Origin of the sequence: Rheinheimera metallidurans (genome assembly GCF_036983985.1) — a bacterium.
Lineage (GTDB): Bacteria > Pseudomonadota > Gammaproteobacteria > Enterobacterales > Alteromonadaceae > Alishewanella > Alishewanella metallidurans.
The window spans coordinates 916,331-940,367 of the sequence record NZ_JALAHQ010000001.1; the positions used below are offsets into that span (position 1 = coordinate 916,331).

At 45.2% G+C, this 24,037-nt stretch carries 22 protein-coding genes; 12 read left to right on the forward strand and 10 right to left on the reverse strand.

All coding sequences use genetic code 11. From position 1 onward, the window contains the following. Positions 1 to 81 precede the first annotated feature (81 nt). The 8 genes from MN199_RS04385 to MN199_RS04420 all read right to left on the reverse strand — a co-directional run bounded on the left by MN199_RS04385 (position 82) and on the right by MN199_RS04420 (position 8,787). Positions 82 to 741, reverse strand: coding sequence for a CoA transferase subunit B (locus tag MN199_RS04385; protein WP_132582742.1), 660 nt, complete (start codon positions 739 to 741; stop codon positions 82 to 84). A gap of 10 nt (positions 742 to 751) precedes the next feature. After that, entirely contained in the window at positions 752 to 1,453 is a 702-nt protein-coding gene (locus MN199_RS04390; protein WP_132582744.1) for a CoA transferase subunit A, read from the reverse strand. Positions 1,454 to 1,476: 23 nt separating this feature from the next. Beyond that, entirely contained in the window at positions 1,477 to 2,391 is a 915-nt protein-coding gene (locus tag MN199_RS04395) for a hydroxymethylglutaryl-CoA lyase (protein ID WP_335738531.1), read from the reverse strand. Then, on the reverse strand, positions 2,388 to 4,361 hold the full coding sequence (locus MN199_RS04400; RefSeq protein WP_335738532.1) for an acetyl/propionyl/methylcrotonyl-CoA carboxylase subunit alpha: 1,974 nt from the start codon (positions 4,359 to 4,361) through the stop codon (positions 2,388 to 2,390). Before MN199_RS04400 ends, MN199_RS04395 begins: the two co-directional genes overlap by 4 nt. Before the next feature lie 5 nt (positions 4,362 to 4,366). Next, positions 4,367 to 5,161, reverse strand: coding sequence for an enoyl-CoA hydratase/isomerase family protein (locus tag MN199_RS04405; RefSeq protein ID WP_335738533.1), 795 nt, complete (start codon positions 5,159 to 5,161; stop codon positions 4,367 to 4,369). 319 nt (positions 5,162 to 5,480) lie between these two features. Further along, a complete protein-coding gene (locus MN199_RS04410; protein ID WP_335738534.1) occupies positions 5,481 to 7,088 on the reverse strand; it encodes a carboxyl transferase domain-containing protein in 1,608 nt (535 codons plus the stop codon). Positions 7,089 to 7,181: 93 nt separating this feature from the next. Next, positions 7,182 to 8,351 (reverse strand): isovaleryl-CoA dehydrogenase, encoded by a 1,170-nt coding sequence (locus MN199_RS04415; protein WP_335738535.1) that lies wholly within the window; start codon positions 8,349 to 8,351, stop codon positions 7,182 to 7,184. Between the two features lie 31 nt (positions 8,352 to 8,382). After that, the gene (locus tag MN199_RS04420) at positions 8,383 to 8,787 is read right to left on the reverse strand and encodes a MerR family transcriptional regulator (RefSeq protein WP_132582756.1); all 405 of its coding nucleotides are present in this window, start codon (positions 8,785 to 8,787) and stop codon (positions 8,383 to 8,385) included. Positions 8,788 to 9,054: 267 nt separating this feature from the next. Between MN199_RS04420 and MN199_RS04425 the strand changes: the two genes are divergently transcribed. The 9 genes from MN199_RS04425 (at position 9,055) to MN199_RS04465 (ending at position 17,839) form a co-directional block, all read left to right on the forward strand. Then, positions 9,055 to 10,236 (forward strand): thiolase family protein, encoded by a 1,182-nt coding sequence (locus tag MN199_RS04425; protein ID WP_335738536.1) that lies wholly within the window; start codon positions 9,055 to 9,057, stop codon positions 10,234 to 10,236. Positions 10,237 to 10,316: 80 nt separating this feature from the next. Next, on the forward strand, positions 10,317 to 11,813 hold the full coding sequence (locus MN199_RS04430) for a CoA-acylating methylmalonate-semialdehyde dehydrogenase (protein ID WP_335738537.1): 1,497 nt from the start codon (positions 10,317 to 10,319) through the stop codon (positions 11,811 to 11,813). Between the two features lie 148 nt (positions 11,814 to 11,961). Further along, complete coding sequence (locus tag MN199_RS04435) at positions 11,962 to 13,119, forward strand: acyl-CoA dehydrogenase family protein (RefSeq protein ID WP_335738538.1); 1,158 nt, start codon at positions 11,962 to 11,964, stop codon at positions 13,117 to 13,119. Positions 13,120 to 13,143: 24 nt separating this feature from the next. Next, positions 13,144 to 13,917, forward strand: a complete 774-nt coding sequence (locus MN199_RS04440; protein WP_335738539.1) for an enoyl-CoA hydratase — start codon at positions 13,144 to 13,146, stop codon at positions 13,915 to 13,917. After that, entirely contained in the window at positions 13,917 to 15,059 is a 1,143-nt protein-coding gene (locus MN199_RS04445; RefSeq protein ID WP_335738540.1) for an enoyl-CoA hydratase/isomerase family protein, read from the forward strand. Before MN199_RS04440 ends, MN199_RS04445 begins: the two co-directional genes overlap by 1 nt. A gap of 13 nt (positions 15,060 to 15,072) precedes the next feature. Beyond that, positions 15,073 to 15,963 carry a 3-hydroxyisobutyrate dehydrogenase gene (mmsB, locus tag MN199_RS04450; protein WP_335738541.1) on the forward strand — a complete coding sequence of 297 codons (891 nt, stop codon included), beginning with the start codon at positions 15,073 to 15,075 and terminating at the stop codon, positions 15,961 to 15,963. Positions 15,964 to 16,234: 271 nt separating this feature from the next. Continuing rightward, positions 16,235 to 16,993, forward strand: coding sequence for an SDR family oxidoreductase (locus tag MN199_RS04455; RefSeq protein WP_335738542.1), 759 nt, complete (start codon positions 16,235 to 16,237; stop codon positions 16,991 to 16,993). A gap of 95 nt (positions 16,994 to 17,088) precedes the next feature. Next, positions 17,089 to 17,517 carry a nuclear transport factor 2 family protein gene (locus MN199_RS04460; RefSeq protein WP_132582772.1) on the forward strand — a complete coding sequence of 143 codons (429 nt, stop codon included), beginning with the start codon at positions 17,089 to 17,091 and terminating at the stop codon, positions 17,515 to 17,517. 88 nt (positions 17,518 to 17,605) lie between these two features. Beyond that, a complete protein-coding gene (locus tag MN199_RS04465) occupies positions 17,606 to 17,839 on the forward strand; it encodes a hexameric tyrosine-coordinated heme protein (protein WP_335738543.1) in 234 nt (77 codons plus the stop codon). Positions 17,840 to 17,926: 87 nt separating this feature from the next. Here the strand turns inward: MN199_RS04465 and MN199_RS04470 are convergent, their stop codons facing one another. Beyond that, positions 17,927 to 19,033, reverse strand: a complete 1,107-nt coding sequence (locus tag MN199_RS04470) for a phosphoribosylaminoimidazolesuccinocarboxamide synthase (RefSeq protein WP_335738544.1) — start codon at positions 19,031 to 19,033, stop codon at positions 17,927 to 17,929. 193 nt (positions 19,034 to 19,226) lie between these two features. Between MN199_RS04470 and MN199_RS04475 the strand changes: the two genes are divergently transcribed. Then, complete coding sequence (locus tag MN199_RS04475) at positions 19,227 to 19,640, forward strand: GNAT family N-acetyltransferase (RefSeq protein ID WP_132582778.1); 414 nt, start codon at positions 19,227 to 19,229, stop codon at positions 19,638 to 19,640. Between the two features lie 146 nt (positions 19,641 to 19,786). Beyond that, positions 19,787 to 21,097, forward strand: a complete 1,311-nt coding sequence (locus tag MN199_RS04480) for a DUF4397 domain-containing protein (RefSeq protein WP_335738545.1) — start codon at positions 19,787 to 19,789, stop codon at positions 21,095 to 21,097. A gap of 79 nt (positions 21,098 to 21,176) precedes the next feature. Here MN199_RS04480 and MN199_RS04485 read toward each other — a convergent pair whose 3' ends face one another. Then, positions 21,177 to 22,646, reverse strand: a complete 1,470-nt coding sequence (locus MN199_RS04485) for an OmpP1/FadL family transporter (RefSeq protein ID WP_335738546.1) — start codon at positions 22,644 to 22,646, stop codon at positions 21,177 to 21,179. 305 nt (positions 22,647 to 22,951) lie between these two features. Between MN199_RS04485 and MN199_RS04490 the strand changes: the two genes are divergently transcribed. Then, positions 22,952 to 24,025, forward strand: a complete 1,074-nt coding sequence (locus MN199_RS04490; RefSeq protein WP_335738547.1) for an efflux RND transporter periplasmic adaptor subunit — start codon at positions 22,952 to 22,954, stop codon at positions 24,023 to 24,025. The last annotated feature ends 12 nt before the right edge of the window (positions 24,026 to 24,037 follow it).

Genomic DNA, 24,037 nt, shown 5'->3' on the forward strand with positions numbered 1-24,037 from the left:
GATAGGTGCTTGGTCAAAAATTCAACGAGGTAAAGAGGGTAGCGCGCAATAATAGCGCGCCACTAAAGATTAAAGCGTAATTTAGTTAAACGCCATTTCAGGTATGTCACCAGAAACAATTAGTTTACCACCCGTTTTTTGCTGAATTTCTTCAACAGAAATTCCCGGTGCGCGTTCTAGTAAATGAAATGCACCATCGCGTACTTCTAATACTGCCAAATCGGTAACAATTTTCTTTACACAGCCAACGCCAGTTAATGGCAGACTGCAATTGTCTAGTAACTTACTATTACCGTATTTGTCGGCGTGTGTCATAGTAACTACAATATTTTGCGCGCCGGCCACTAAATCCATAGCGCCGCCCATGCCTTTAACGAGCTTACCTGGGATCATCCAGCTAGCAATATTGCCGTTTTGATCTACTTCAAACGCACCTAGCACAGTTAAATCAACATGGCCGCCGCGGATCATGGCAAAGCTTTCTGCTGAATTAAAAATAGCCGCGCCCTTGATAGCGGTAACGGTTTCTTTGCCTGCGTTAATCATGTCGGCGTCTAGTTCAGCTTCAGTAGGGTATGGGCCCATACCTAACAGGCCGTTCTCTGATTGCAACATAACTTCGATGCCTGCTGGCACATAGTTGGCAACTAAAGTAGGAATACCTATGCCTAAGTTAACGTAGTAACCGTCTTGAAGCTCTTGTGCCACACGCATGGCAACCTGTTCACGAGTTAAAGCCATTGTTGCCTCCTTAATCTTGGCGCACGGTGCGACGTTCAATACGTTTTTCAAAGTTACCTTTGATCACGCGCTGTACATAAATACCTGGTGTATGAATTTGTGATGGTTCTAGCTCACCCGGTTCAACAATTTCTTCTACTTCAGCCACGGTAATTTTACCGGCGGTTGCTGCCATTGGGTTAAAGTTCATCGACGTGTGGCGGAACATCAGGTTGCCATAACGGTCGGCTTTCCACGCGCGAACTATGGCAAAATCGCCAGTGATAGATTCTTCTAACACATAGTTACGGCCTTTAATTTCACGGGTTTCTTTACCCTCAGCAACAGGAGTGCCGTAGCCGGTAGCAGTAAAAAATGCCGGAATACCTGCACCACCAGCGCGCATTTTCTCGGCTAGCGTACCTTGTGGTGTTAGCTCAACTTCTAATTCGCCATTTAATAACTGCTTTTCAAACAGGGCATTTTCGCCAACGTATGAAGCAATCATTTTTTTAATTTGTCGATCTTCTAATAAAATACCTAAGCCAAAGCCGTCAACACCACAGTTGTTTGACACTACGGTTAAGTCTTTGGTGGCCATTTTTTTAATTTGATCAATTAAGCCCTCTGGAATACCGCATAAACCAAAGCCACCAGCGATAACGGTCATGCCGTCTTGCAAGCCTGCCATGGCGTCTTCGTAGCTATGTACTACTTTATTAAACCCTGCCATTTTTTGTCCTCTGAGCGCTATGTTTAGTTGTTAGTTTGCGTGCATTTGGCGCCAAGTGCCAATCCTACTTTAGAACTAGGCTGCTTGCCCAGCTTGTCAGTAATAAACCAACCCGCTTTGGCTAGCGCCTGTAAATCTACGCCGTGGTTAATACCAAGGCCATTGAGTAAATACACCACATCTTCACTGGCCACATTGCCTGAGGCGCCAGCGGCGTAAGGGCAGCCGCCTAAACCGGCGACGGCGCAGTCAATTACACTAATGCCACGCTGTAAGGCGACATAAATATTGGTTAAGGCTTGGCCGTAAGTATCATGAAAATGTACCGCCAGTTTATCTACTGGCACAACAGCTAATACCGCATCTAACATAGCGTTGACTTTATCTGGGGTACCCACACCTATGGTATCGCCTAGCGAAATTTCGTAGCAGCCCATATCTAATAACGCCTTGGCAACACGGGCCACTTCGGCTGGGGCAACGTCACCTTGATAGGGGCAACCCACCACGCAGGAGACATAGCCGCGCACTTTAATGCCGTCGGTTTTGGCTGTGGCCATAACAGGAGCAAATCGGGCTAAGCTTTCGCTAATAGAGCAGTTAATATTTTTTTGGCTAAAGGCTTCAGATGCTGCGCCAAAAATAGCCACTTCACTGGCGTTGGCAGCTTTAGCTGCAGCGTAGCCTTGCAAGTTAGGTGTAAGTGCGGCGTAAGTAACGTTCGCGTTGCGGGTTATGCCAGCAAAAACCTCACTAGAGTCGGCCATTTGTGGCACCCACTTAGCAGAGACAAAAGCACCGCTTTCAATATAGCTGTGGCCGGCAGCACTTAACATATTAATCAGTGTAACTTTATCTTGAGTGCTAACTGTCGCTTCATTTTGTAAGCCATCGCGCGGGCCAACTTCAACTAAACGTACATTTTTTGGTAGGCTCATGCGTCCTCCGCCGTAAAATCAACCAGTTCAGCACCGTCTTTTACCAGATCACCGGCAGCATAAAATACATCATTAACTACACCGTTTTTCGGCGCTTTAATGCTGTATTCCATTTTCATCGCTTCCATTATTACTAAGGTATCACCGGCTGCTACTGTAGCGCCTTTTTGTGCGACAACCGCCACTATGGTGCCGTTCATAGGCGCAGTTAAGCTGCCTGCATGCTCAGCGCCATCGTGTTCAATAGTAACTTCGGTTTGATAAATAAAATCGTAACGCTGATTTTTTAGAAATACACTGATTGTATCTTGATAACGACTAACACGGACCTTAATAAGCTGCTCGCTCATGACGACACTTAGCTCATCGCCGTGTAATTGTGCGCCGCAACTTAGCTCTTGCCCTGCAACCTTAACTAGGTAGTTATTTGCGGTTTGCGCAATGCTTAGCTGATGTTTGGTTTCACCTTGCTGTAAGCTAAGTTGAATAGTCGGTAATTCATTTAGCTGCCAACCCTTATTGCATTGCCATGGGTTAGTGCTATTTGTATTGTGTTGTTGCAGCAAAATAAATAACCCAGCGAAAACTAAAGCTTGATCATCTTGTTTGTTCACTGGTGCAAATAGGCTGTCATGGTGTTGATTAATAAAATTAGTATCGAGCTGAGCCGCTTTAAACGCAGGGTGTGCAGTTAGACGAGTTAAAAAGCCTAGGTTTGTGGTAACACCCGCAATGCGGTAATCGTCTAGGGCGCGTAACATGCGGTTAATAGCGCGGTCACGGTTTTCATCCCAAACAATAAGCTTGGCTATCATGGGGTCGTAAAACGGTGAAACTTCATCGTTTTCAACTACACCCGTGTCTATCCGCACATGGCGGTTAGCCTCTGGCTGGCGTAAATAACTCAGTTTACCGGTAGCCGGCATAAAGTCGTTATCAGGGTCTTCGGCATACACGCGCACTTCAATGGCATGGCCGTTAATTTGCACTTGGCTTTGTGTTAGCGGCAAAGCTTCGCCAGCGGCGACCAATAATTGCCACTGCACTAAGTCTTGTCCGGTAATCATTTCGGTAACGGGGTGTTCAACCTGCAGTCGGGTATTCATTTCCATAAAATAGAATGAACCGTCTTCGTCAAACAAAAACTCAACCGTACCCGCGCCGCGGTAATTAATGGCTTTGGCGGCTTTAACTGCGGCTTCGCCCATGGCTTTGCGCTGTTCAGCGCTAAAATTAGGCGCTGGCGCTTCTTCAATGACCTTCTGATGGCGGCGTTGAATAGAGCAGTCGCGCTCGGCTAAATACACGGCATTGCCATGATTGTCGGCAAATACCTGAATTTCAATGTGGCGTGGTTTAGTAAGGTAGCGCTCAATTAGCATTTTGTCGTTGCCAAAACCGGCTTTGGCTTCACGTCGCGCGCTGGCCAGAGCGTCGCTAAATTCTTCTTTTTTCCATACCACCCGCATGCCTTTACCGCCGCCGCCATAGGCTGCTTTTAACAGTTGCGGATAACCAATTTTGGCTGATTCGTCTGCTAATAGCTGATCAGATTGATCATCGCCATGATAGCCAGGCACCAATGGTACTCCGGCTTGCTGCATAATAATTTTAGCGGCACTTTTAGAGCCCATAGCGGTAATAGCATCTACCGGCGGGCCAATAAAGATGATACCTGCTGCATCACAAGCTTTAGCAAATTCTTCGTTTTCAGACAAAAAACCATAGCCAGGGTGTATTGCTTCAGCACCGGCTTTTTTAGCAATGGCAATAATTTTGTCTGCGCGTAAGTAAGAGTCTTTACTCGGTGCCGGGCCTAGCAAATAAGCTTCGTCTGCCATGCGCACATGACGAGCATTGGCGTCGGCTTCTGAATATACGGCAACACAGCTGATCCCCAACTTGTGGGCAGTATCGATCACGCGACAAGCAATTTCGCCGCGGTTGGCGATGAGAATTTTGCGAAACATTATAGTTATTCCTTGCCAAGCCAAGCCGGTGGGCGTTTAGATAAAAACGCGGTTAGCCCTTCTTGGCCTTCTTTTGATACACGAATTTCAGCAATAGCTTGCGTAGTATGGGCAATAACGTTGTTGCTGATCTTACGATTATAAATATTGTGAATTAGCGCTTTGGCTGCGCCGATTGCGGCAGGGCTATTTTGTAGCATGCCAGTAATAAACTGGTCTGCGTTGGCCTGCAGTTCACCGTCTTTAGCCACTTGGTGCACTAAACCTATGTCTAACGCAGTGGCCGCTGAGAAGCGCTCTGCTGTGATAAAATAACGACGGCTTTGGCGCTCGCCAATAGCACGCATAACGTAAGGGCTAATAACCGCAGGAATTAAGCCAATGCGCACTTCACTTAAACAAAAGCTGGCTTTCTCTTCTGCTATAGCGATATCGCAGCAGGCAACTAAACCAACTGCGCCACCAAAGGCAGCACCATTAATTAAGGCAATAGTTGGCTTTGGAAATTTGTCTAATCGGTGCATTAAGGTGGCTAATTCTTCTGCATCAGCCTGGTTTTGACCAAAGTTTTTCTCTGCCATAGAGCGCATCCAGTTGATGTCGGCTCCGGCAGAGAAATTTTTACCATTAGCGGCAAGTATCAACATACGCACATCGTCATTATTGGCCAAGTCTTTTAAGACTTGGATCAATTCGGCGATCATATGATCGTCAAACGCATTGTGCACGTCGGGGCGATTTAGCGTGAGTGTGGCGACACCGCGGTTATCAATGCTAACTTCTGTATAAATATGGCTCATTGTCACTCCGAGAGTATTTGACTTTATGTTGCGAAAAGTACTGTTTACTAAAGAGGGCCATTACTCCGTACATTTTTTTCATAACACGTCGTAAATACATCCCTGTAGACTCCTTTCACGCCGTCCAGGCGTTCAAGGGTTATGAAAAAAAGTACTGCGCACTGTCCCGCTCAGATGTATCGGCAAATGCGGATGTCCTTTTTTCTGTGACCGTTGTAGCCCTGGACGGGCGAAAACGAGCCCCCAGGGATGGGTTTACGGCGTGCCACAGAAAAAACGGACGCAGCAGTTGCCAGCCACTACGCTTACACAAACGTTATTACATCCGAAACACACCAAACTTTGTCTCTTCAATTGGCGCATTTAATGCTGCTGCCAAGGCTAAACCTACCGTCATTCGAGTTTGGGCTGGGTCAATAATGCCATCATCCCATAACCGACCGCTGGCGTAGTAAGGGTGGCCTTGTTTTTCATATTGTTCAATAATGGGTGTTTTCAATGCGGCTTCAGCGTCTGCCGACAAGGTTTCGCCTTTACGGGCTAAGCCGTCTTTGGTTACTTGCGCCATAACGCCCGCAGCTTGTTCGCCACCCATTACCGAAATACGAGCATTAGGCCACATCCACATCATCGTTGGGTCAAATGCACGGCCACACATGCCGTAGTTGCCTGCACCATAACTGCCGCCAATTAATACGGTAAATTTAGGTACCTTAGCACAGCTTACTGCCATCACCATTTTAGCACCGTGTTTGGCAATACCTTCGGCTTCGTACTTTTTACCGACCATAAAGCCGGTAATGTTTTGTAAAAACAGTAGCGGTATTTTACGCTGCGAACACAGCTCAATAAAATGCGCACCTTTTTGTGCTGACTCGGAAAACAAGATCCCATTATTAGCTACAATGCCTACAGGATAGCCGAAGATACGCGCAAAGCCGCACACTAAGGTTGCGCCATAGTATTGTTTAAACTCGTCAAAGTCGGAGTTATCAACAATGCGCGCTATCACTTCTTTTACATCAAAAGGCTTGCGTAAATCAGTGCCAACAATGCCGTATAACTCTTTGGCATCGTACAGCGGCTCTTGCGCTGCTTTTATGTCCATCGCTTCAGGTGCCGGACGGTTTAACCGTGACACCGCATTACGGGCAATTTGCAGCGCGTGCTCGTCACTTAGTGCGTAGTGATCGGCCACGCCAGAAATTTTACAGTGCACATCAGCACCGCCTAGCTCTTCAGCGGTTACTTCTTCACCGGTCGCTGCTTTTACTAATGGTGGGCCGGCTAAGAAAATCGTACCTTGCTCTTTAACAATTATGCTTTCATCGGCCATGGCCGGCACATAGGCACCGCCAGCAGTACACAACCCCATCACTACGGCAATTTGGGGAATGCCTTTGGCTGACATATTGGCTTGGTTAAAGAAAATGCGACCAAAGTGCAGTTTATCTGGGAAAACATCATCTTGGCGCGGCAGGTTAGCGCCACCAGAGTCGACTAAATAAATGCAGGGTAGGTGGCAACGCTCCGCAATTTCTTGGGCACGTAAATGCTTTTTAACCGTAAGCGGGTAGTAGGTGCCGCCTTTAACCGTCGCATCGTTAGCGACAATCATGCATTCAACGCCGCTCACCCGACCAATACCCGCAACAATACCGGCGCTTGGTACGTAATCGTCGTAGCATTCCCAACCCGCAAACTGAGCCACTTCTAAAAATGGTGAACCCGGATCAAGTAGCTTTTGAATACGATCACGAACAAATAATTTACCTCGTGAGGTATGGCGGGCAATTAATGCTTCACCGCCGCCAAGTTTAATTTGTTGTACTTTGTTGTTGAGATCATTAACCACTACCTGCATGGCAGCAGCGTTTTTTAGAAACTCCTCAGAGCGAGGATTAATTTTTGACGTGATTCTGGTCACTTAGGTTACCTTTTGTGCCACAAGTGAAAGCCACCAGCTTCGCGGCTACAACAGGTTTAACTCGCTTAAACCTGTTGGCGCAATGCCTCTTAATTAGTTAGATTCGGTAAATAACTCACGGCCAATCAACATACGGCGAATTTCTGACGTGCCTGCGCCAATTTCATAGAGCTTGGCGTCACGCAGCAAACGACCAGTAGGGTATTCGTTGATATAACCATTACCGCCTAGCAACTGAATAGCATCAAGCGCCATCTTAGTGGCTAACTCTGCAGCATATAAAATTACGGCCGCGGCATCTTTACGCGTAGTTTCACCACGGTCACAGGCCTTGGCCACGGTATAAATATAGGCTTTTGCTGCGTTCATCTGAGTATACATATCAGCAAGTTTGCCCTGCACCAGCTGAAATTCACCAATGGCTTGGCCAAATTGCTTACGATCGTGAACGTAAGGAATAACCACATCCATACAGGCGGTCATAATACCTAGCGGGCCAGCCGATAACACGACGCGTTCGTAATCTAGGCCGCTCATTAATACTTTAACGCCTGCGCCTACTTGGCCTAGCACGTTTTCTTCTGGTACTTCGCAATCTTCAAATACTAGCTCACAAGTATTTGAACCGCGCATGCCTAATTTATCAAGCTTTTGTGCCGTGCTAAAACCTTTATAGCCGCGCTCAACAATAAACGCGGTAATGCCTTTTGAGCCAGCGTTAACGTCGGTTTTCGCGTAAATAACATAAGTATGTGCATCGGGGCCGTTGGTGATCCACATTTTATTGCCGTTTAAGATGTACTTATCACCTTTTTTCTCCGCACGCAGTTTCATACTTACTACGTCAGAACCGGCATTAGGCTCGCTCATGGCTAGTGCACCAATATGTTCGCCTGAACATAATTTTGGCAGGTACTTCATTTTTTGTGCTTCAGTGCCGTTACGGAAAATTTGGTTTACACACAGGTTAGAATGCGCACCGTAAGATAGGGCCACAGAAGCTGAGGCGCGACTAATTTCTTCCATTGCTACTACATGTTCTAGATAGCCTAGGCCGGAACCGCCATATTTTTCATCTACGGTAATGCCTAATAAACCTAGGTCGCCAAATTTGCGCCATAAATCATTAGGAAATTCATTTACTTCGTCAATATGGGCAGCGCGTGGTGCAATTTCGTCACGGGCAAACGCGTTTACCTGTTCGCGGATCATATCGACCGTTTCGCCCAAATCAAAATTAAGCCCTTTATAACTGCTAATCATATCTACCCCGTATGCTATATAGTAAAACTGTTTAAATAGTTTTATGTTGTTTGGCGTCGGCTAAGGTGTCGCGGCAACGTTTTTCAACGGTTACCAACTCCATTAGCACAATTTTGATATCGTCCATTTGCTGATGCAGCTCTACTTTCTTCTGCTCGATCAGCTTTAACATGGTACTTAACTGCGTCACGCTGGTTTTATCAGCGTCATATAATTCAAATAATTGACCGGTTTCGGCCAAACTAAAACCAAGGCGTTTACCACGTAAAATGAGCTTTAAACGCACTCGATCGCGTTTAGTGTAAATGCGGGTTTGGCCTTTACGTAATGGCAATATTAGCCCCTGATCTTCGTAAAAGCGGATACTACGCGTGGTAATATCAAACTCTTTGGCCAGCTCACTAATACTGTATGTTTTTTCTTCTTTTTCTGTCATAACCGCCTTTCCCAAAATCGCAGTCAATATAAGTGAAGTTTACGTAAAGGTAAAGCTGATGGCGTGCTGCTGCATCGATGATGCCGTTATTTAGCGGGAATTTGTAAAGCAAAAATGCCATTTTATGCGGGGTAATCTGTACAGTTAAATGAACCAAAGCCATGACACACTACCATAGTGTTAGTTAGTTGACGTTGGCGTAAACGTAAATTTGGTGTAGGCTCTGAAACAACTTTTTTTCGCTGACAGAATTTTTTTGGAGATAACATGGCTTCCGACAATGTTGTAATAGTAGCTGCAAAACGCACCGCAATGGGTGGCTTTATGGGCGGCCTATCTGATGTTCATGCTACCGTTTTAGGCGCCACAGCCATTAAAGCCGCATTAGAGCAGGCAGGTATTACCGGCGATAAAGTTAGCGAAGTTATTATGGGTAATGTGTTGCCTGCAGGTTTAGGCCAAGCGCCAGCACGCCAAGCCACTTTAAAAGCTGGTTTACCGTTAACCGCAGGTGCAACTACGATTAATAAAGTGTGCGGTTCAGGTTTAAAAGCGGTAATGCTAGCGAGCGATTTATTAAAAGCAGGTAGTGCGGATGTTGTGGTTGCTGGCGGCATGGAATCTATGTCTAACGCGCCATACTTATTACCCAAAGCACGTGCTGGTTATCGTATGGGCCATGGCGAAATAAAAGATCATATGATGTTAGATGGTCTAGAAAACGCCTACGACGGTAAAGCGATGGGCTGTTTTGCCCAAGACACCGCTGACGAAAAAGGTATTACTCGTGAGCAAATGGATGCGTTTGCTGTGCAATCATTAACGCGTGCGCAGCAGGCTATAGGTAGCGGCGCATTTAGAGGTGAAATTGCCCCAGTAACTTTTGCTACCCGCAAGGGCGATGTTACTTTTGATGTAGACGAGCAGCCAGCCAATGCCAAGGTAGATAAAATACCGACATTGCGCCCAGCCTTTGCTAAAGAAGGCACTATTACCGCAGCCAACTCTAGTTCTATTTCAGACGGCGGTGCAGCCCTTATTTTAATGCGTGAAAGCGATGCTAAAACTCAAGGCTTAACGCCATTAGTGCGGGTGGTGGCGCATGCCACTAACGCGATGGAGCCAGCATTATTTACCGTAGCTCCGGTTGGCGCGATGCAAAAAGTATTGCAAAAAGCGGGCTGGGACAAAGCACAGGTAGACCTGTGGGAAATTAATGAAGCCTTCGCCATGGTAACTATGTTAGCTATTAACGAGCTAGGCTTAGATGCGGCAAAAGTAAACGTAAACGGCGGTGCTTGTGCACTAGGCCACCCTATTGGCGCGTCAGGCGCGCGTATTCTGGTTACTCTTATTCATGCGCTGCGTAACCGCGGCTTAAGCAAAGGCGTGGCATCACTCTGTATTGGTGGTGGCGAGGCTGTAGCGCTGGCAGTAGAAGTAGTTTAACCCATATTAAATAAGGCTATTGCGGCGCCAATAACAGGCCTTAAGGCTAGCCGCTTAGCTAAACCATCGGGAGAAGCAAGATGACACAACAGGTTAAACATTTTATTGACGGCGAGTTCGTTAGCTCAACGAGCGACAAATTAATTCCCGTAACGGATCCGGCAACACAAGAAGTCATTGCACATGTACCCTGTGCTACACCTGACGAAATGCATCGTGCGGTTGAGTCGGCTAAAGCGGCATTTTTAACATGGAAAGAAGTGCCGGTATCAGATCGTGCGCGTTTAATGATGCGTTATGCGCATTTGTTAAAAGAACACCAAGCTGAAATTGCCGACATTATTTGTAAAGAATTAGGTAAAACGGTTGAAGACGCCAAAGGCGACGTATGGCGTGGTATTGAAGTTGTTGAGCAAGCAGCCAACATTCCATCACTAATGATGGGCGAAACAGTAGAAAACGTAGCGCGTAGTATTGATACTTATAGCTATATTCAACCGTTAGGTGTGTGTGCTGGTATTACGCCGTTTAACTTCCCCGCGATGATCCCATTGTGGATGTTCCCATTAGCTATTGCTTGCGGTAATACCTTTGTTTTAAAACCGTCGGAGCAAGATCCAATGACGGTAAATAAACTGGCTGAGTTATTTGCTCAAGCTGGCGCGCCAAAAGGCGTGTTACAAGTGGTACATGGTGCGAAAGAGCAAGTTGATGCTATTTTGCATCACCCTGATATTAAAGCTATTTCGTTTGTTGGTTCAGTAAATGTTGGCCAATATATTTATAAAACCGGTACTGATAATTTAAAACGTGTACAAGCCTTTGCTGGCGCAAAAAACCATATGGTTATTATGCCTGACGCGAATAAGCAGCAGGTTGTTAACGCCTTAGTGGGTGCATCAGTCGGCGCTGCAGGTCAGCGCTGTATGGCCATTTCAGTTGCCGTATTTGTTGGTGATGCGGCTAAGTGGATCCCTGACGTTGCTGCAGCTATTGGTAAGGTACGCCCAGGTGTTTATACCGACCCAGACGCCGCTTATGGCCCGCAAATTAGCCCACAAGCGCGTGCTCGCGTGTTGTCGTTAATTGCGCAAGGTAAAAAAGAAGGTGCAACCTGCGTATTAGATGGTTCAGACTGCAAAGTCGAAGGTTACCCGAACGGTAACTGGGTTGGGCCAACGGTGTTTACTAACGTGACAACGGATATGGAAATTTATAAACAAGAAATTTTCGGTCCAGTGTTAACCACTATGCAGGTTGACTCATTAGACGCGGCATTAAAAGTAGTAAACGATAGCCCCTACGGTAACGGTACCTCAATTTATACTGCTAGCGGTGCTGCCGCGCGTAAATACCAGCACGAAGTAGAAGTTGGCCAAATAGGTATTAATATTCCTATTCCAGTACCTTTGCCATTTTTCTCGTTCACTGGTTGGAAAGGCTCGTTCTATGGCGATCAGCATGCTTATGGTAAGCAAGCGGTACGTTTCTATACTGAGACGAAAACCATTACCGCGCGTTGGTTTAATGATGATATTCCGGTTTCTGGCCCGAATATGTCAATTAATCTGCGTTAAGGTATAACCAAAGCCTGCATACTTTCGCTGCTGCACCAGATAAACCGGCCTTAAGGCTGGTTTTTGGTCTGATACGGCCAGTGCTGGTCGGTTTAGTAAATATGTAACGGCTTTGCTATATATTCACGTTTTAAATCAGGGTTTAGTAATGAATTTCAATTTAACAGAAGACCAACAAGCCTTTGTTGATGTGGCCAAACAATTTGCCGAACAAGAATTGGCGCCGCACGCAGCGCAGTGGGATCGTGATCATCACTTTCCAAAAGATGTGATCCAAAAAGCCGGAGAGCTAGGTTTTTGCTCACTGTATACGCCAGAAGATGACGGCGGTATGGGCTTGTCGCGCTTAGACTCCTCGATCATTTTTGAACAATTGTCTATGGGCTGTACTGCTACTACCGCCATGTTAACCATACATAATATGGCAACGTGGATGGTGGCTAACTGGGGCACAAGTACAGCTAAAGCTGACTGGATGGCCGATTTAGTTACCGGACAAAAATTAGCATCGTACTGTTTAACTGAGCCGGGCTCAGGTTCAGATGCTGCCGGTTTGCGTACCTCAGCGAAAAAAGATGGTAACGACTACATTATTAATGGCTCCAAGATGTTTATCTCTGGTGCCGGTGAAACCGAAATGCTAGTGGTAATGGCCCGTACTGGTGAAGCTGGGCCCAAAGGCATATCAGCGTTTATTGTACCTGCTGATGCTAAAGGGGTTATTTACGGCAAAGCTGAAGAAAAAATGGGCTGGAACGCGCAGCCAACGCGCTTAATTACTTTTGAAGACGTGCGTATTCCTGCGCATTACTTATTGGGTAATGAAGGCGAAGGTTTTAGTTTTGCTATGAAAGGCCTAGACGGCGGTCGTATTAATATCGCCACTTGCTCTATTGGTACTGCGCAGCAAGCACTGAATACTGCACGTAATTACATGCTGGAGCGTCAGCAATTTGGTAAGCCGTTAGCGGCATTTCAAGCTTTACAGTTTAAGCTTGCCGACATGGCAACCGAACTAGTCGCTGCGCGCCAGTTAGTGCGTTTAGCTGCATTTAAGCTGGATCAAAAAGACAGCGAAGCCACCGCTTATTGTGCTATGGCCAAACGTTTTGCCACCGATGTAGGCTTTCAGGTATGCGACCAAGCATTACAGTTGCACGGCGGTTACGGTTATATCAAGGAATACCCATTAGAGCGGCATTTCCGAGATGTGCGTGTGCATCAGATATTGGAAGGCACTAACGAAATTATGCGGTTAATTATTGGCCGTCGTTTATTGGATGCCGCAGCCGGCGATATTCTGTAAAACAGCTTAAATCAGGAGGCTAGAATGGCTCAGTTAAAATTAGAAAAACGCGGTCATACCGCGCTTATCACCATGGCTAACCCACCAGCTAACACCTGGACGCACGAAACCTTGTCGCAATTACGCGATGCGGTAAAAAGTTTAAACGAAGATAAAAATATTTATGCGCTAGTTATTACTGGCGAAGGCGAAAAGTTTTTCTCAGCGGGTGCTGATTTAAAATTATTTGCCGATGGCGATAAAGGCGTAGCCAGCGATATGTCGCGTATTTTTGGCGAAGCGTTTGAAACGCTAAGTGCGTTTAGCGGTGTTTCTATTGCCGCTATTAATGGTTATGCCATGGGTGGCGGTTTAGAAGTAGCGCTGGCTTGCGATATTCGTATTGCTGAACAACAAGCACAAATGGCATTGCCTGAAGCCAAAGTAGGCCTATTACCTTGTGCTGGTGGTACACAAAACTTGGCGTGGTTAGTCGGTGAAGGCTGGGCCAAACGAATGATTTTATGTGGTGAGCGTATTACCGCAGACAAAGCCCTGCAAATTGGTTTAGTAGAAGAAGTGGTCGGCACAGGCTTAGCGCTAGAAACGGCGTTACTGCTGGCTGATAAAGTGGCCGAGCAAAGCCCGTCTTCAGTAAGTGCTTGTAAAAAGCTGATCCAGCAAGGCCGTACAGGTACTATTAATAGCGCATTGCCGTTAGAGCGCGAGTTGTTTGTTGGTTTATTTGATACCAAAGATCAGGTTGAAGGTGTGCAAGCGTTTTTAGAAAAGCGTAAAGCAAACTGGGTAAATGGCTAATGAGTACTAACACAGAGGTAGTGCTGTATCAGGAACTGATAGCACACAACGGCAAGAAAATTGGTGTAGCAACATTAAACTCAGAAAAGTCACTTAACGCGCTGAGTTTACCTATGGTTGAGTCGTTATTGCCACAGCTTAACGCGTGGCAGCACGACAACAGCATCAGTATGGTTATGCTGCAAGGCGCGGGTGATAAAGCCTTTTGTGCTGGTGGCGATATTCGCGATCTGTATAAAGCAATGCTTGATCAACCTGGTACTTATGCACCTTATGTTGAAGAGTTTTTCACCAAAGAATACGCCTTAGATTACTTAATACATACCTTTGGCAAGCCCGTATTAGTATGGGGAAATGGCATTGTTATGGGCGGCGGTTTAGGCTTAATGGCTGCGGCGTCACACAAAGTGGTTACCATAACGAGCCGTATTGCTATGCCAGAAATGGCCATTGGGTTATACCCTGATGTTGGCGCAAGCTGGTTTTTAAATCGTATGCCGCCGGGCTGTGGTTTATTTTTAGGCTTAACTGGTGCGTCGATTAACGCCGCCGATGCCAAGTTTATTGGCTTAGCTGATAACTTTATATTGCATGAGCGTAAAGCGGGCTTAGTAGAAAAACTGCTGGCCATTAATTGGGGCGACACCGTGGTGCTTAACCACCAAAAACTCGGTGATGTGCTGCGTAACGAAGAAGAACAATTTCGCGCGCAAATGCCACTGAGTCAAATTCGGCCGCACCAACAAGATATAGAAAAACTAGCCCAATTAGGCTCGTTACCCGACGTAATTACCGCTATTAATGCAATGTCAGGTGATGACAAATGGTTAGAGAAAGCCAAAGCATCGTTGGCTTACGGTAGCCCTATTACCGCACACATTGTTTATGCCCTGTTGCAACTGGGACAAAGTAAAATTTTGGCCGACAGCTTTAAGCTTGAACTAGGCTTAAGCGTACAATGTGGCAAGCTGGGTGAGTTTACCGAAGGTGTGCGGGCATTATTAATGGATAAAGATCTTAAACCAAACTGGCAATATAAAACCGTAGCCGACGTGCCACAGGCCGTGATCGACGAGTTGTTCCGTTCACCTTGGAGCACCGCTGAGCACCCACTACGTGAACTTGGCCAACTAGACAATTAATTAGGACACGACAATGGCAAAAGTGGCATTTATTGGCTTAGGTAACATGGGTGGCCCTATGGCCATCAATTTAGTTAAATCTGGGCATCAGGTAACCGCCTTTGATTTATCTGTAGCCGCATTAGCCCAAGTTAAGGCTGAAGGCGCATTGGTGGCGTCAAGCGCTAGCGATGCGGTACAAGGCGCAGACTTTGTTATCTCTATGCTACCTGCTGGTAAGCATGTGTTAGCGTTGTATTTAGGCGAGCAGGGCATTGCTAAAGACATTAGCAAAACGGCTTTAGTTATAGATTGTTCTACTATCGACGCCGACAGTGCGCGTAAAGTAGGCGCAGGTTTGGCGGCACAGCAAATAGCCTTTATTGACGCGCCCGTATCGGGCGGAGTAGGCGGTGCTAAAGCCGGTACCTTAACCTTTATTGCTGGCGGTAGCGTTGCCGATTACGAGCGAGCTAAAACTGTACTAAGCAATATGGGTAAAAACTTGTTTCACGCCGGTGACATTGGCGCGGGGCAGGTAGCAAAAATTTGTAATAATATGCTGTTAAGTATTTTAATGGTCGGTACATCAGAAGCACTGCAAATGGGTGTCGATAATGGCTTAGATCCAAAAGTGCTGTCAGATATTATGCTAAAAAGCTCCGGCCGTAACTGGACTTTAGAGCTGTATAACCCCTGCCCAAATGTAATGGAAAACGTACCATCATCAAATGGTTATCAGGGTGGTTTTATGGTTGATTTAATGACCAAAGACTTAGGCCTTGCGTTAGAAGCTGCATTGCAAAGCAGCAGCAGCACGCCAATGGGCGCGTTAGCACGTAGCTTGTACGTAGCGCATCAGCGCGCCGGTAATGGCAAACTAGATTTCTCAAGCATTTTTAATATGTTTGCGAAAAAAGCTTAGTCAGTTGATATAACCCGCAAGCGCTGCGAATGTTTTCTCTGGAACACGCCGTAAATACGTCCCTGTAGGCTCGTGTTTTTCGTCCCTGAAAAACACGGTTCCAGAAGAAAAATTCTGCGCGCTTGCTGATATAGCAGTATTAAGCGAGTACGGATGTACTTTTTTCCGCGACCGTTGTAGGCCATGGATGGCCGGAACCGAGCCCCAGGGATGGTTTATGGCGTGTCGCGGAAAAAACGTGCGCAGTAATCGCGACTACGGAGAAAGACAAATGAACCTGCAAAACAAAACCATCGTTATCACGGGCGGTGCTCAAGGCCTAGGCTTAGAAATGGCGCGTATGTGCGCCGAGCAAGGTGCTAAGTTAGCGCTAATTGATATGAATGCTGAGCAACTGGCTGCGGCCAAAGCCGAGCTGTCGGCAACCACTACCGTGCACGTTTATAGTGCAAACGTAGCAGATGAAGCGCAGGTTGAAGCCACGTTTGAGCAAATTGATCGCGACTTTGACGGTATTGACGGCTTAATTAATAACGCGGGTATTTTACGTGACGGCTTATTGCTGAAGTTTAAAGATGGCGAAATTCAAAGCAAATTGTCACTGGCACAGTTTCAATCGGTTATCGACGTAAACCTTACTGGCGTGTTTCTGTGTGGCCGTGAAGCGGCAATCGTTATGGTTAAGCGTGGTCGTAAAGGCGTTATTATAAATATGTCTAGCGTTGCTCGTGGCGGCAATATGGGTCAAACCAACTATGCCGCGGCAAAAGCCGGTGTAGTGGCAATGACAGTTACTTGGGCACGTGAACTTGGCCGTTATGGCATTCGGGTGGGTGCTATTGCCCCGGGTGTTATTCGTACTGCAATGACCGATGCCATGAAACCTGAAATGCGTGAACGTTTAGAGAAAATGAAACCGGTCGGTCGTTTAGGTGAAGCTAGCGAAATAGCCCATACAGCGAAATACATTTTTGAAAATGATTTCTTTACTGGCAGAGTAGTAGAAATTGACGGCGGCATTAGCATGTAACTACAGTTATTGCTTATGGTTACTGCTTAAAAAGTGTTACTAATGAAAGGCGCAATTAGCGCCTTTTTCATGTGCGAAATATAAGGAAAACAAGAATGAAAATGCTTTTTTTATTAACTACTTTACTACTAGCACCAACATCTGTGTTTGCGGATGACAAGGCTGACTTAACCGCTTTACTAACTGAGTTTCTTGATGGCGCAACCCGTAATGATGCCGCTATTCATAATAAATTTTGGGCTGATGAGCTAATTTATACCAGCTCTAGTGGCAGCCGTTATGGTAAAGCTGAACTAATGCAGGGTGTTACCAGTTCGGGTTTAATAAAACCTGCAGATATTGATGCCGTTTATGGCAGTGAAGATGTGCGCATTATGCAGTATGGCGACATAGCGGTTGTGGCTTTTGTACTAGTAGGGCGTTCAGGTGAGCAAACCAAGCGTTACTTAAACAGTGGCACTTTTGTAAAACGTAATGGCCAATGGCAAGCAGTAAACTGGCAGGCAACGATTAAAGCCATATAACTGTGTTGCTTACTGCTATATTTAAACCTGCAAGATAAGAAGTAAAATAATATAACGACCAGCAAGTTAAAAATGAGGAGAGAATACAATGTCAGATGTATGGCTTAATACGTTAATAACGAACACTCCGCAAGAAGGCTTTGAGCTAGCAATTACACTAAGTCGTCGCGGTGTAAAATATACGCAGCCAAATCCAGAAACACTAAAAGCATTGCGGCCAGAATATGCAAATTCGGCAGATGGTTTAACGGCGGCATCACATGTTATTGCCGTGAATTTTCAAACGGTTGCTGCAGCAAATAATTATTGGCGTAAAGGTTAATCGTTTAATAGTAGGCCAATATTAATATTGCTACACAGTTAAATAAACGGCCCATTTCTGGGCCAATTTTAACTGTGTAGCAATGTGTTATTTAGCAATAAGGCCGTATTGCGTATCTAATACCTGGATTATTTCTGCTTTAGGATTAGCTGATAACGTAATTTTACGACCAATCACCTTTTCTGCTATACCCAAATAAGTGCGTGAAATATCCATCATCACATTGGTTGGTAATGCATTATCATGAGCTAAGGCTGCGCGTTCGGGCATGCGGTCTTTATTAAGTAAAATATCCGCATCAGGGAAGTGGTTAAGTAGCCATTGGCGAAAGCCTTCTTTTGACTGCTCAACAATATTACCACTGCGCCAGCTAGCACCGTCCCAAATACGCGAGCTATCGGGTGTGCCTACTTCGTCCATATAAATTAATTTTTCAGTACCGTCAGCCGCACTCACGTAGCCAAATTCAAACTTGGTATCAACAAATATTTGGTCTAGCGCTGCTAGCGCATCACTAATGACGACAAAACCTTGTTTTAATAGCGTTTCGTACAAATTGATATCATCTGGCTTAGTAAAACCAAAAGCGTGGCTGTGGCGTTCAATATCTGCACGTGAAATATTTACATCATCAGCTTCAGGCACCCCAGCAAGGCCAGTTAAAACCCCTTTAGTTGAGGGCGTAATTAAGATTTCAGGTAGCTTTTGGTCTTTTTTCAAGCCTTCAGGCAGCGTGATGCCGCAAAACTCGCGTTCGCCTTTGCTGTAAGCGCGCCACATTGACCCAGTAATATACTGGCGGGCAATAGCTTCAATTTTTACCGGCCGAGCTTTTTGTACTATCCAAACCAACGGATGTGGAATATCAAGAATATGGCTGTCGGCTAAACCCTGTTGCTTAAACAAAGAAAACCAGTGGTTAGAAATAGCATTTAATGCAGCGCCTTTGCCTGGTACGCCATCTAAGCCGTTTTCGCCATGCCAAATGCAATCAAAGGCTGAAATACGGTCGCTAATTACCATAATAGCTAAAGGTGTATCTGCAGCGACCGGATATTCTTTTTCACGAATAAGCCGAGCACTATCATCAGCGGTTAACCAATAAACACTGCGCACTTTGCCGGAGTGCACCGGTAAATCTGTACGAATTGGCAGATCGTCATTGACCGCCAGAACCTGAGTAGCAAGAGTCATCTTCACTTCTTTTGGAAACTGAGAAAAGGCGCGCTGAGTTTATCAGATTATATTGTTGAACTGAATCGGTCTGGTGCAAGCAAATAGCGGATCAATGCCAGATTAAACGTTATTAACGTTAAGTCGTCTTTTACTCGATTACGCTTGGTGGTAGTTTAAGCCGTACTTTTTAGCAGAACAAAACGGAGACACGATGAGCAACTTTATTACCGATCATAGCAGCGATTTTGCTGATACGGCAAAACAGAAAATTATTGAATTTAACGCCCAGCATTGGGATGCGTCTACCCGTTTACCGCTAGGGTTAAAACGTTTAAATGCTAGTGGCGAACTCGTTGCAGCGCTGGCTGGGCGTACCTTTGGTAATTGGTTCTATTTGGAAACATTGTGGCTGGCTGAGTCGGAGCGCGGGCAGGGCACAGGCTCGGCAATTTTAGCTGCTGCAGAGGCTATTGCTAAGGAACGCGGTTGTCGCTTTGTGATGCTTGATACCTTAGATTTTCAAGCTCGACCGTTTTATGAGCGTTTGGGTTATGAAGTGCAATTAACCCAACAAGATTATCCGTTTGCCGGTGGTGCTAAATATTTTATGATGAAAGTGCTCTGAGCTATCTGTCACTACTGCCGCAACGTAATTAATTTTATTAGTCTGTAATTGAGTGTAACTAACTGTTGTTAATGGTAAGTAGATATAGAGTTATTGCTGTGAAGTCCTTACCCTGATCCGGTTTAAATTACCTTTGGATGGACTTGATGAAAGCAGTGTATTTATCTTCAATTTTGGTGTTGTCGGCCGTGCTAGCGGGGTGTGGTGGCAGTAGTAATAACGATGATGCAACAACGGATAGTTATATCCAGTTTTATAACGGTTCAGCTATAGCTGGTAGCACCCAACTTAAAGCGGGTGAAACTAACGTGGGTTCAACAGCTTATGGCGATGTAAGCTCGGTGGTGGGTATTGAATCAGGTGAGTATGAGTTAGCGTTTACGGATAGCGCAACATCAACGGAGTTATTGAAAAAAACCGTTAGCCTAGCTAAAGATAATAAAGCGCTATTTATTCTCACTAACGAAGGTGAGCAATATAATCACCTAAACGTGAGTTTTAAATATGATGAACAATTAGATAAAAAATTTAATTTACATTTAGTTAATTTATCTAGCCAGCAACCTGAACTCGATGTCTATATTGCTGCCGAGGGGAAGCCATTTACCGATGCCGAGTTACTGGATTCACTTAGCCGCAATGAAGTAACTAGCGCGGCGAAAACCCGTGATATCGGTAAATACAATTTGTATTTAACAAAGCCTGGGCAAACCACACCGATATTTACTACTCAAGCCGTCAATTTTGCTTATGAAAACACCTATGTTGTGTTAATACGTGATAAAAATGGCCCATTAGCGGGGCAGTTATCGTTAGATGTTGTGCTAAATTCTTCTAGTGTGCAGGCTAATAATAATATAAATGCTAAGGCGCAATTTCGTTTATACAACAGCCTTCAGCAAAATGTAGAATTGGCTTTAGATTCGAATGTTGTTGCTAGTGTTGCAGCTGGGCAAATGAGCCCTTATATTGCCAGCGAAAAGGGCGATTACAGCCTGTCAGTTCGTAATGACAGCGCTGACTTACTATTAAACAGTGCCTTACTAAGCATCAATGCTGGTGACAGCAAAATGGTGTTGTTGTACCAAAATGCGAATGCTGTGGTTGAAGCCTTAACCAGCCAAGAAAAAGATACGCCGCAGTTACAAGCACATGATGTGATGGTGGCTAATCTAGTGCCTGACTTACCTAAATTACAATTTTACTTTGTGCGTCAAAATGAAACGATAAATACCGCCAGATATAACATCAAAAATGCAGAGTTTAAAAAGCAACAAAGTATTAATTTACCAAAAGATTACTACGCAATTGCTTTAGTGCATATTGCCGAAAATGGTAGTACCACCTTATTAGATAAAACCGAGAGTATGATGTTAGAACCAGGTAAGCATTACAGCTTGCTAGCAGAGAAAAATAACGCAGCACCATCGGGTTATCAGTTAAAACTAGTGCACTAGCTTGGGCTAAAATAAAAAAGGCGATCTTAAGATCGCCTTTTTTGTTATCAGCACTTATGCGGTTATCCGCGTCGCTTAATTAAAAGCTGTAGTTAGCGCCTAAGGCAAATAATTGGCCTTTATTGCTGTAATCACCTTGATAACCGCTGTTATATAAGCGTTCATCTTGCTTATTATATTCATGCTCATCTACCTGCACATCACCGGTAAACAAGTAACCGTAAGCCAGATCTACGCTTAAATTTTCCGCCAGCTGCCAGTTTGCCCCCACTGATACCCAAACCCGATTATCGGTTGGAATACGTGCGGTTTTACGTTCTGATTTAATCGGGTTTTCATCATAAGCAACACCGGCTTTTAACGTTAGGTCGCTTTGCAATGCATAGCTAGCGCCAAGGGAAAATGACCAGCTATTCGTCCAATATTCAGGAATATAACCAATTTGACCTGGGTTGTTCAGATTGGCTTCTTGCTGGGTATTTAATGAAATACTGGGTTGAGCATCGGTGCTGAGGATATCGATGCTTTGAAACTTGCTCCACTGGGTCCATGCTGCGCTAAATTGCACAGACAACGCTTTGCTAAGTTGCTGGTCTAGGCTAAATGCCACTGTCGCAGGCGTGGTTAATGCAAGTTTGCTTGCTTCAGTAAGTAAGCTTTGTGCTGCAAGTTTACCGGTTTTTAAATCAATTGCCGGTAAGTGAGGTTTAGTCACCATATAGTTTGGGTTGCCAACAACATTGGCGCTAGTAATAGGTGTGTTGGTAATGGTTGAATCGCCAGTTAAGGTAAAGTGAAGTGCCGAATGGTAGGTTAGTGCCAAACGAGTACCAACCACAGGCTCACCATGAATACCTAGAGTGTAACCAAATGTAACATCGTCACCTTCCACTTCGTAGTGGCTATTGCAGTAGGCCTCGTTATATACCGGTGCACCGAACATAGCATTAATGGTTTGTTCACCTAGCTCACACAGGCCGCTATGATCTTTCGCTTTAGATAGGGTACCGGTCGCTCGGTTAATTGAAATACCCATACCCACTGACCATTGCTCATTTAGCTTATAACCAATACTGGGTTGTAAACTAAGCACTTGTATTGACGTTTCATCAGCAAAGTATCGGCCAACAAAGTCGTCGTCATAGTCAGATGACAAGCCATAGGGTACATAAAACCCAATACCCCAACTTAAGGTTTCAGAAAAAGTATCACTATAAAATACATAGGGCACTAATTCGTTAAGGCTATTACTTCCTTCGCTACGGCCAAGTACCGGCTGACCATTAGCACTTTGTGCTTGGGCATTGCTGTAATGTGTTTTTGCCGTAATAAAATTAAGCCCGCCACTAAGTTGACGACCAGAAAGCCGTGTTAGGGCTGCTGGGTTCGAATACACTAAGCTAGCATCGGTAATTTGCGCACCACGGCCAGCATAAGCATTACCCATACTACTGACAGACTGTTCAAATAGCTTGTAGCCTTCAGCCTGCGCCGACAGACTAAATAACACAGAACATACGGCAATTGAGATGGCGGTTTTTCTAATCATATATACATACCCTGTTGAACGTAAAAACCTGCAGTATAAAGAGGTCATACCATGGAGTACATACTCTAATTCGTAAATAATTGTTGCTTGGTCGTTAAATTAACAAAATTACTATAGTTAACTATCGTGCATCTGACTAAAAATTCGTGGTTTAGGCCACTCATTTTTAATCCAATTTAATTTGTTAGTATTTAAGCGTTCTATCTTATTGAAAAACAACTGAAATAAGTTGTTACACAAGCTGGCACACGCTCTGCATTATTGGTGGTAACTTATTCAGTATTATGTTTTCCGAAGGATGGACCATGAAAACGCCAAACCATTTTAAACTTACCGCGCTCGCCGCTATTTTCAGTTGCTTTGTTCTAACTGCGTGTAATGGCGCGAATAGCTCAACGGCCAGTAGCACCGCAGATGTGATACTGACGATTCCCGTTGAAGCGGTATTAACCCGTCATGGCGAAATTAGCAGTAGTTATCGCACTACGGCAACACTTGAAGCCCGCGGTGAGGCTGAGGTTATTAGTAAAGCAACGGGTATAGTGCAACATATTTTGGTTGAAGAGGGCGATGCGGTTAGCGCTGGACAATTATTGGCACAGCTAGACAATGAACGTCAGCAATATAGCTTGAATAAAGAAAAAGCCGAGTTGAACCGTTTGGCTAGCGAGTTAACCCGAACCAAAGAGATGCACGAACGTAAGTTGATTAGTAGCGACGTATTTGAAAAGTTGCAATGGCAGTTTGATGCAATGCAAGCCTCGGTCAACTTAGCTGAACTCGCGTTAAAAGAAACTGAGGTTCGTGCGCCAATTAGCGGCGTAATATCGCGTCGTTACGCCAAACTAGGGCAACTGGTTAATCAATACGCAACCCAATCATTATTCCATATTGTCTCTAATCAGCAATTAGAGGCGGTAGTGCATTTGCCAGAGCAGCAGCTAGCCCAAGCGCGTATTGGCCAAAATGCGTTATTAGAATTTGCCGGTATGTTACCCGTTAACGCCGAGTTAGTGCGTATTTCGCCAGTAGTTGATGCGGCTTCAGGCACTGTGCGCGCGGTTTTAAGAGTGGCTAACGAACAGCAATTATTAAAGCCCGGTATGTTTGCTCAGGTGCAGTTACAGTTTGATGTTAAAGCCGATGCATTATTACTACCCAAACGCGCCTTAATGACGACCGATAATAGCCCAACCGTATTTGTGGTTAACGCTGAAAATAAGGTTAGCCGTAAACCGGTAAGCTTGGGGTATCAGTCTGACAACACAGTAGAAATATTGTCCGGTTTGGCACTGGGTGACAAAGTGGTTATTGCTGGGCAGTCTGCGCTTAAAGACGATGCTTTGGTTAATGTGGTTAGCGTTAAACAATTCGAATAGTTCAAGGATGAT

Bases quoted from the DNA above. Each gene is read 5' to 3' on its own strand.
- MN199_RS04485 (WP_335738546.1), bottom strand. From the start codon at position 22,646: ATGATTAGAAAAACCGCCATCTCAATTGCCGTATGTTCTGTGTTATTT.
- MN199_RS04445 (WP_335738540.1), top strand. From the start codon at position 13,917: ATGAGTACTAACACAGAGGTAGTGCTGTATCAGGAACTGATAGCACAC.
- MN199_RS04440 (WP_335738539.1), top strand. From the start codon at position 13,144: ATGGCTCAGTTAAAATTAGAAAAACGCGGTCATACCGCGCTTATCACC.
- MN199_RS04400 (WP_335738532.1), bottom strand. From the start codon at position 4,361: ATGTTTCGCAAAATTCTCATCGCCAACCGCGGCGAAATTGCTTGTCGC.
- MN199_RS04425 (WP_335738536.1), top strand. From the start codon at position 9,055: ATGGCTTCCGACAATGTTGTAATAGTAGCTGCAAAACGCACCGCAATG.
- MN199_RS04455 (WP_335738542.1), top strand. From the start codon at position 16,235: ATGAACCTGCAAAACAAAACCATCGTTATCACGGGCGGTGCTCAAGGC.
- MN199_RS04405 (WP_335738533.1), bottom strand. From the start codon at position 5,161: ATGAGCCATATTTATACAGAAGTTAGCATTGATAACCGCGGTGTCGCC.
- MN199_RS04430 (WP_335738537.1), top strand. From the start codon at position 10,317: ATGACACAACAGGTTAAACATTTTATTGACGGCGAGTTCGTTAGCTCA.
- MN199_RS04460 (WP_132582772.1), top strand. From the start codon at position 17,089: ATGAAAATGCTTTTTTTATTAACTACTTTACTACTAGCACCAACATCT.
- MN199_RS04480 (WP_335738545.1), top strand. From the start codon at position 19,787: ATGAAAGCAGTGTATTTATCTTCAATTTTGGTGTTGTCGGCCGTGCTA.
- mmsB (WP_335738541.1), top strand. From the start codon at position 15,073: ATGGCAAAAGTGGCATTTATTGGCTTAGGTAACATGGGTGGCCCTATG.
- MN199_RS04395 (WP_335738531.1), bottom strand. From the start codon at position 2,391: ATGAGCCTACCAAAAAATGTACGTTTAGTTGAAGTTGGCCCGCGCGAT.
- MN199_RS04390 (WP_132582744.1), bottom strand. From the start codon at position 1,453: ATGGCAGGGTTTAATAAAGTAGTACATAGCTACGAAGACGCCATGGCA.
- MN199_RS04475 (WP_132582778.1), top strand. From the start codon at position 19,227: ATGAGCAACTTTATTACCGATCATAGCAGCGATTTTGCTGATACGGCA.
- MN199_RS04490 (WP_335738547.1), top strand. From the start codon at position 22,952: ATGAAAACGCCAAACCATTTTAAACTTACCGCGCTCGCCGCTATTTTC.
- MN199_RS04385 (WP_132582742.1), bottom strand. From the start codon at position 741: ATGGCTTTAACTCGTGAACAGGTTGCCATGCGTGTGGCACAAGAGCTT.
- MN199_RS04435 (WP_335738538.1), top strand. From the start codon at position 11,962: ATGAATTTCAATTTAACAGAAGACCAACAAGCCTTTGTTGATGTGGCC.
- MN199_RS04470 (WP_335738544.1), bottom strand. From the start codon at position 19,033: ATGACTCTTGCTACTCAGGTTCTGGCGGTCAATGACGATCTGCCAATT.
- MN199_RS04420 (WP_132582756.1), bottom strand. From the start codon at position 8,787: ATGACAGAAAAAGAAGAAAAAACATACAGTATTAGTGAGCTGGCCAAA.
- MN199_RS04415 (WP_335738535.1), bottom strand. From the start codon at position 8,351: ATGATTAGCAGTTATAAAGGGCTTAATTTTGATTTGGGCGAAACGGTC.
- MN199_RS04465 (WP_335738543.1), top strand. From the start codon at position 17,606: ATGTCAGATGTATGGCTTAATACGTTAATAACGAACACTCCGCAAGAA.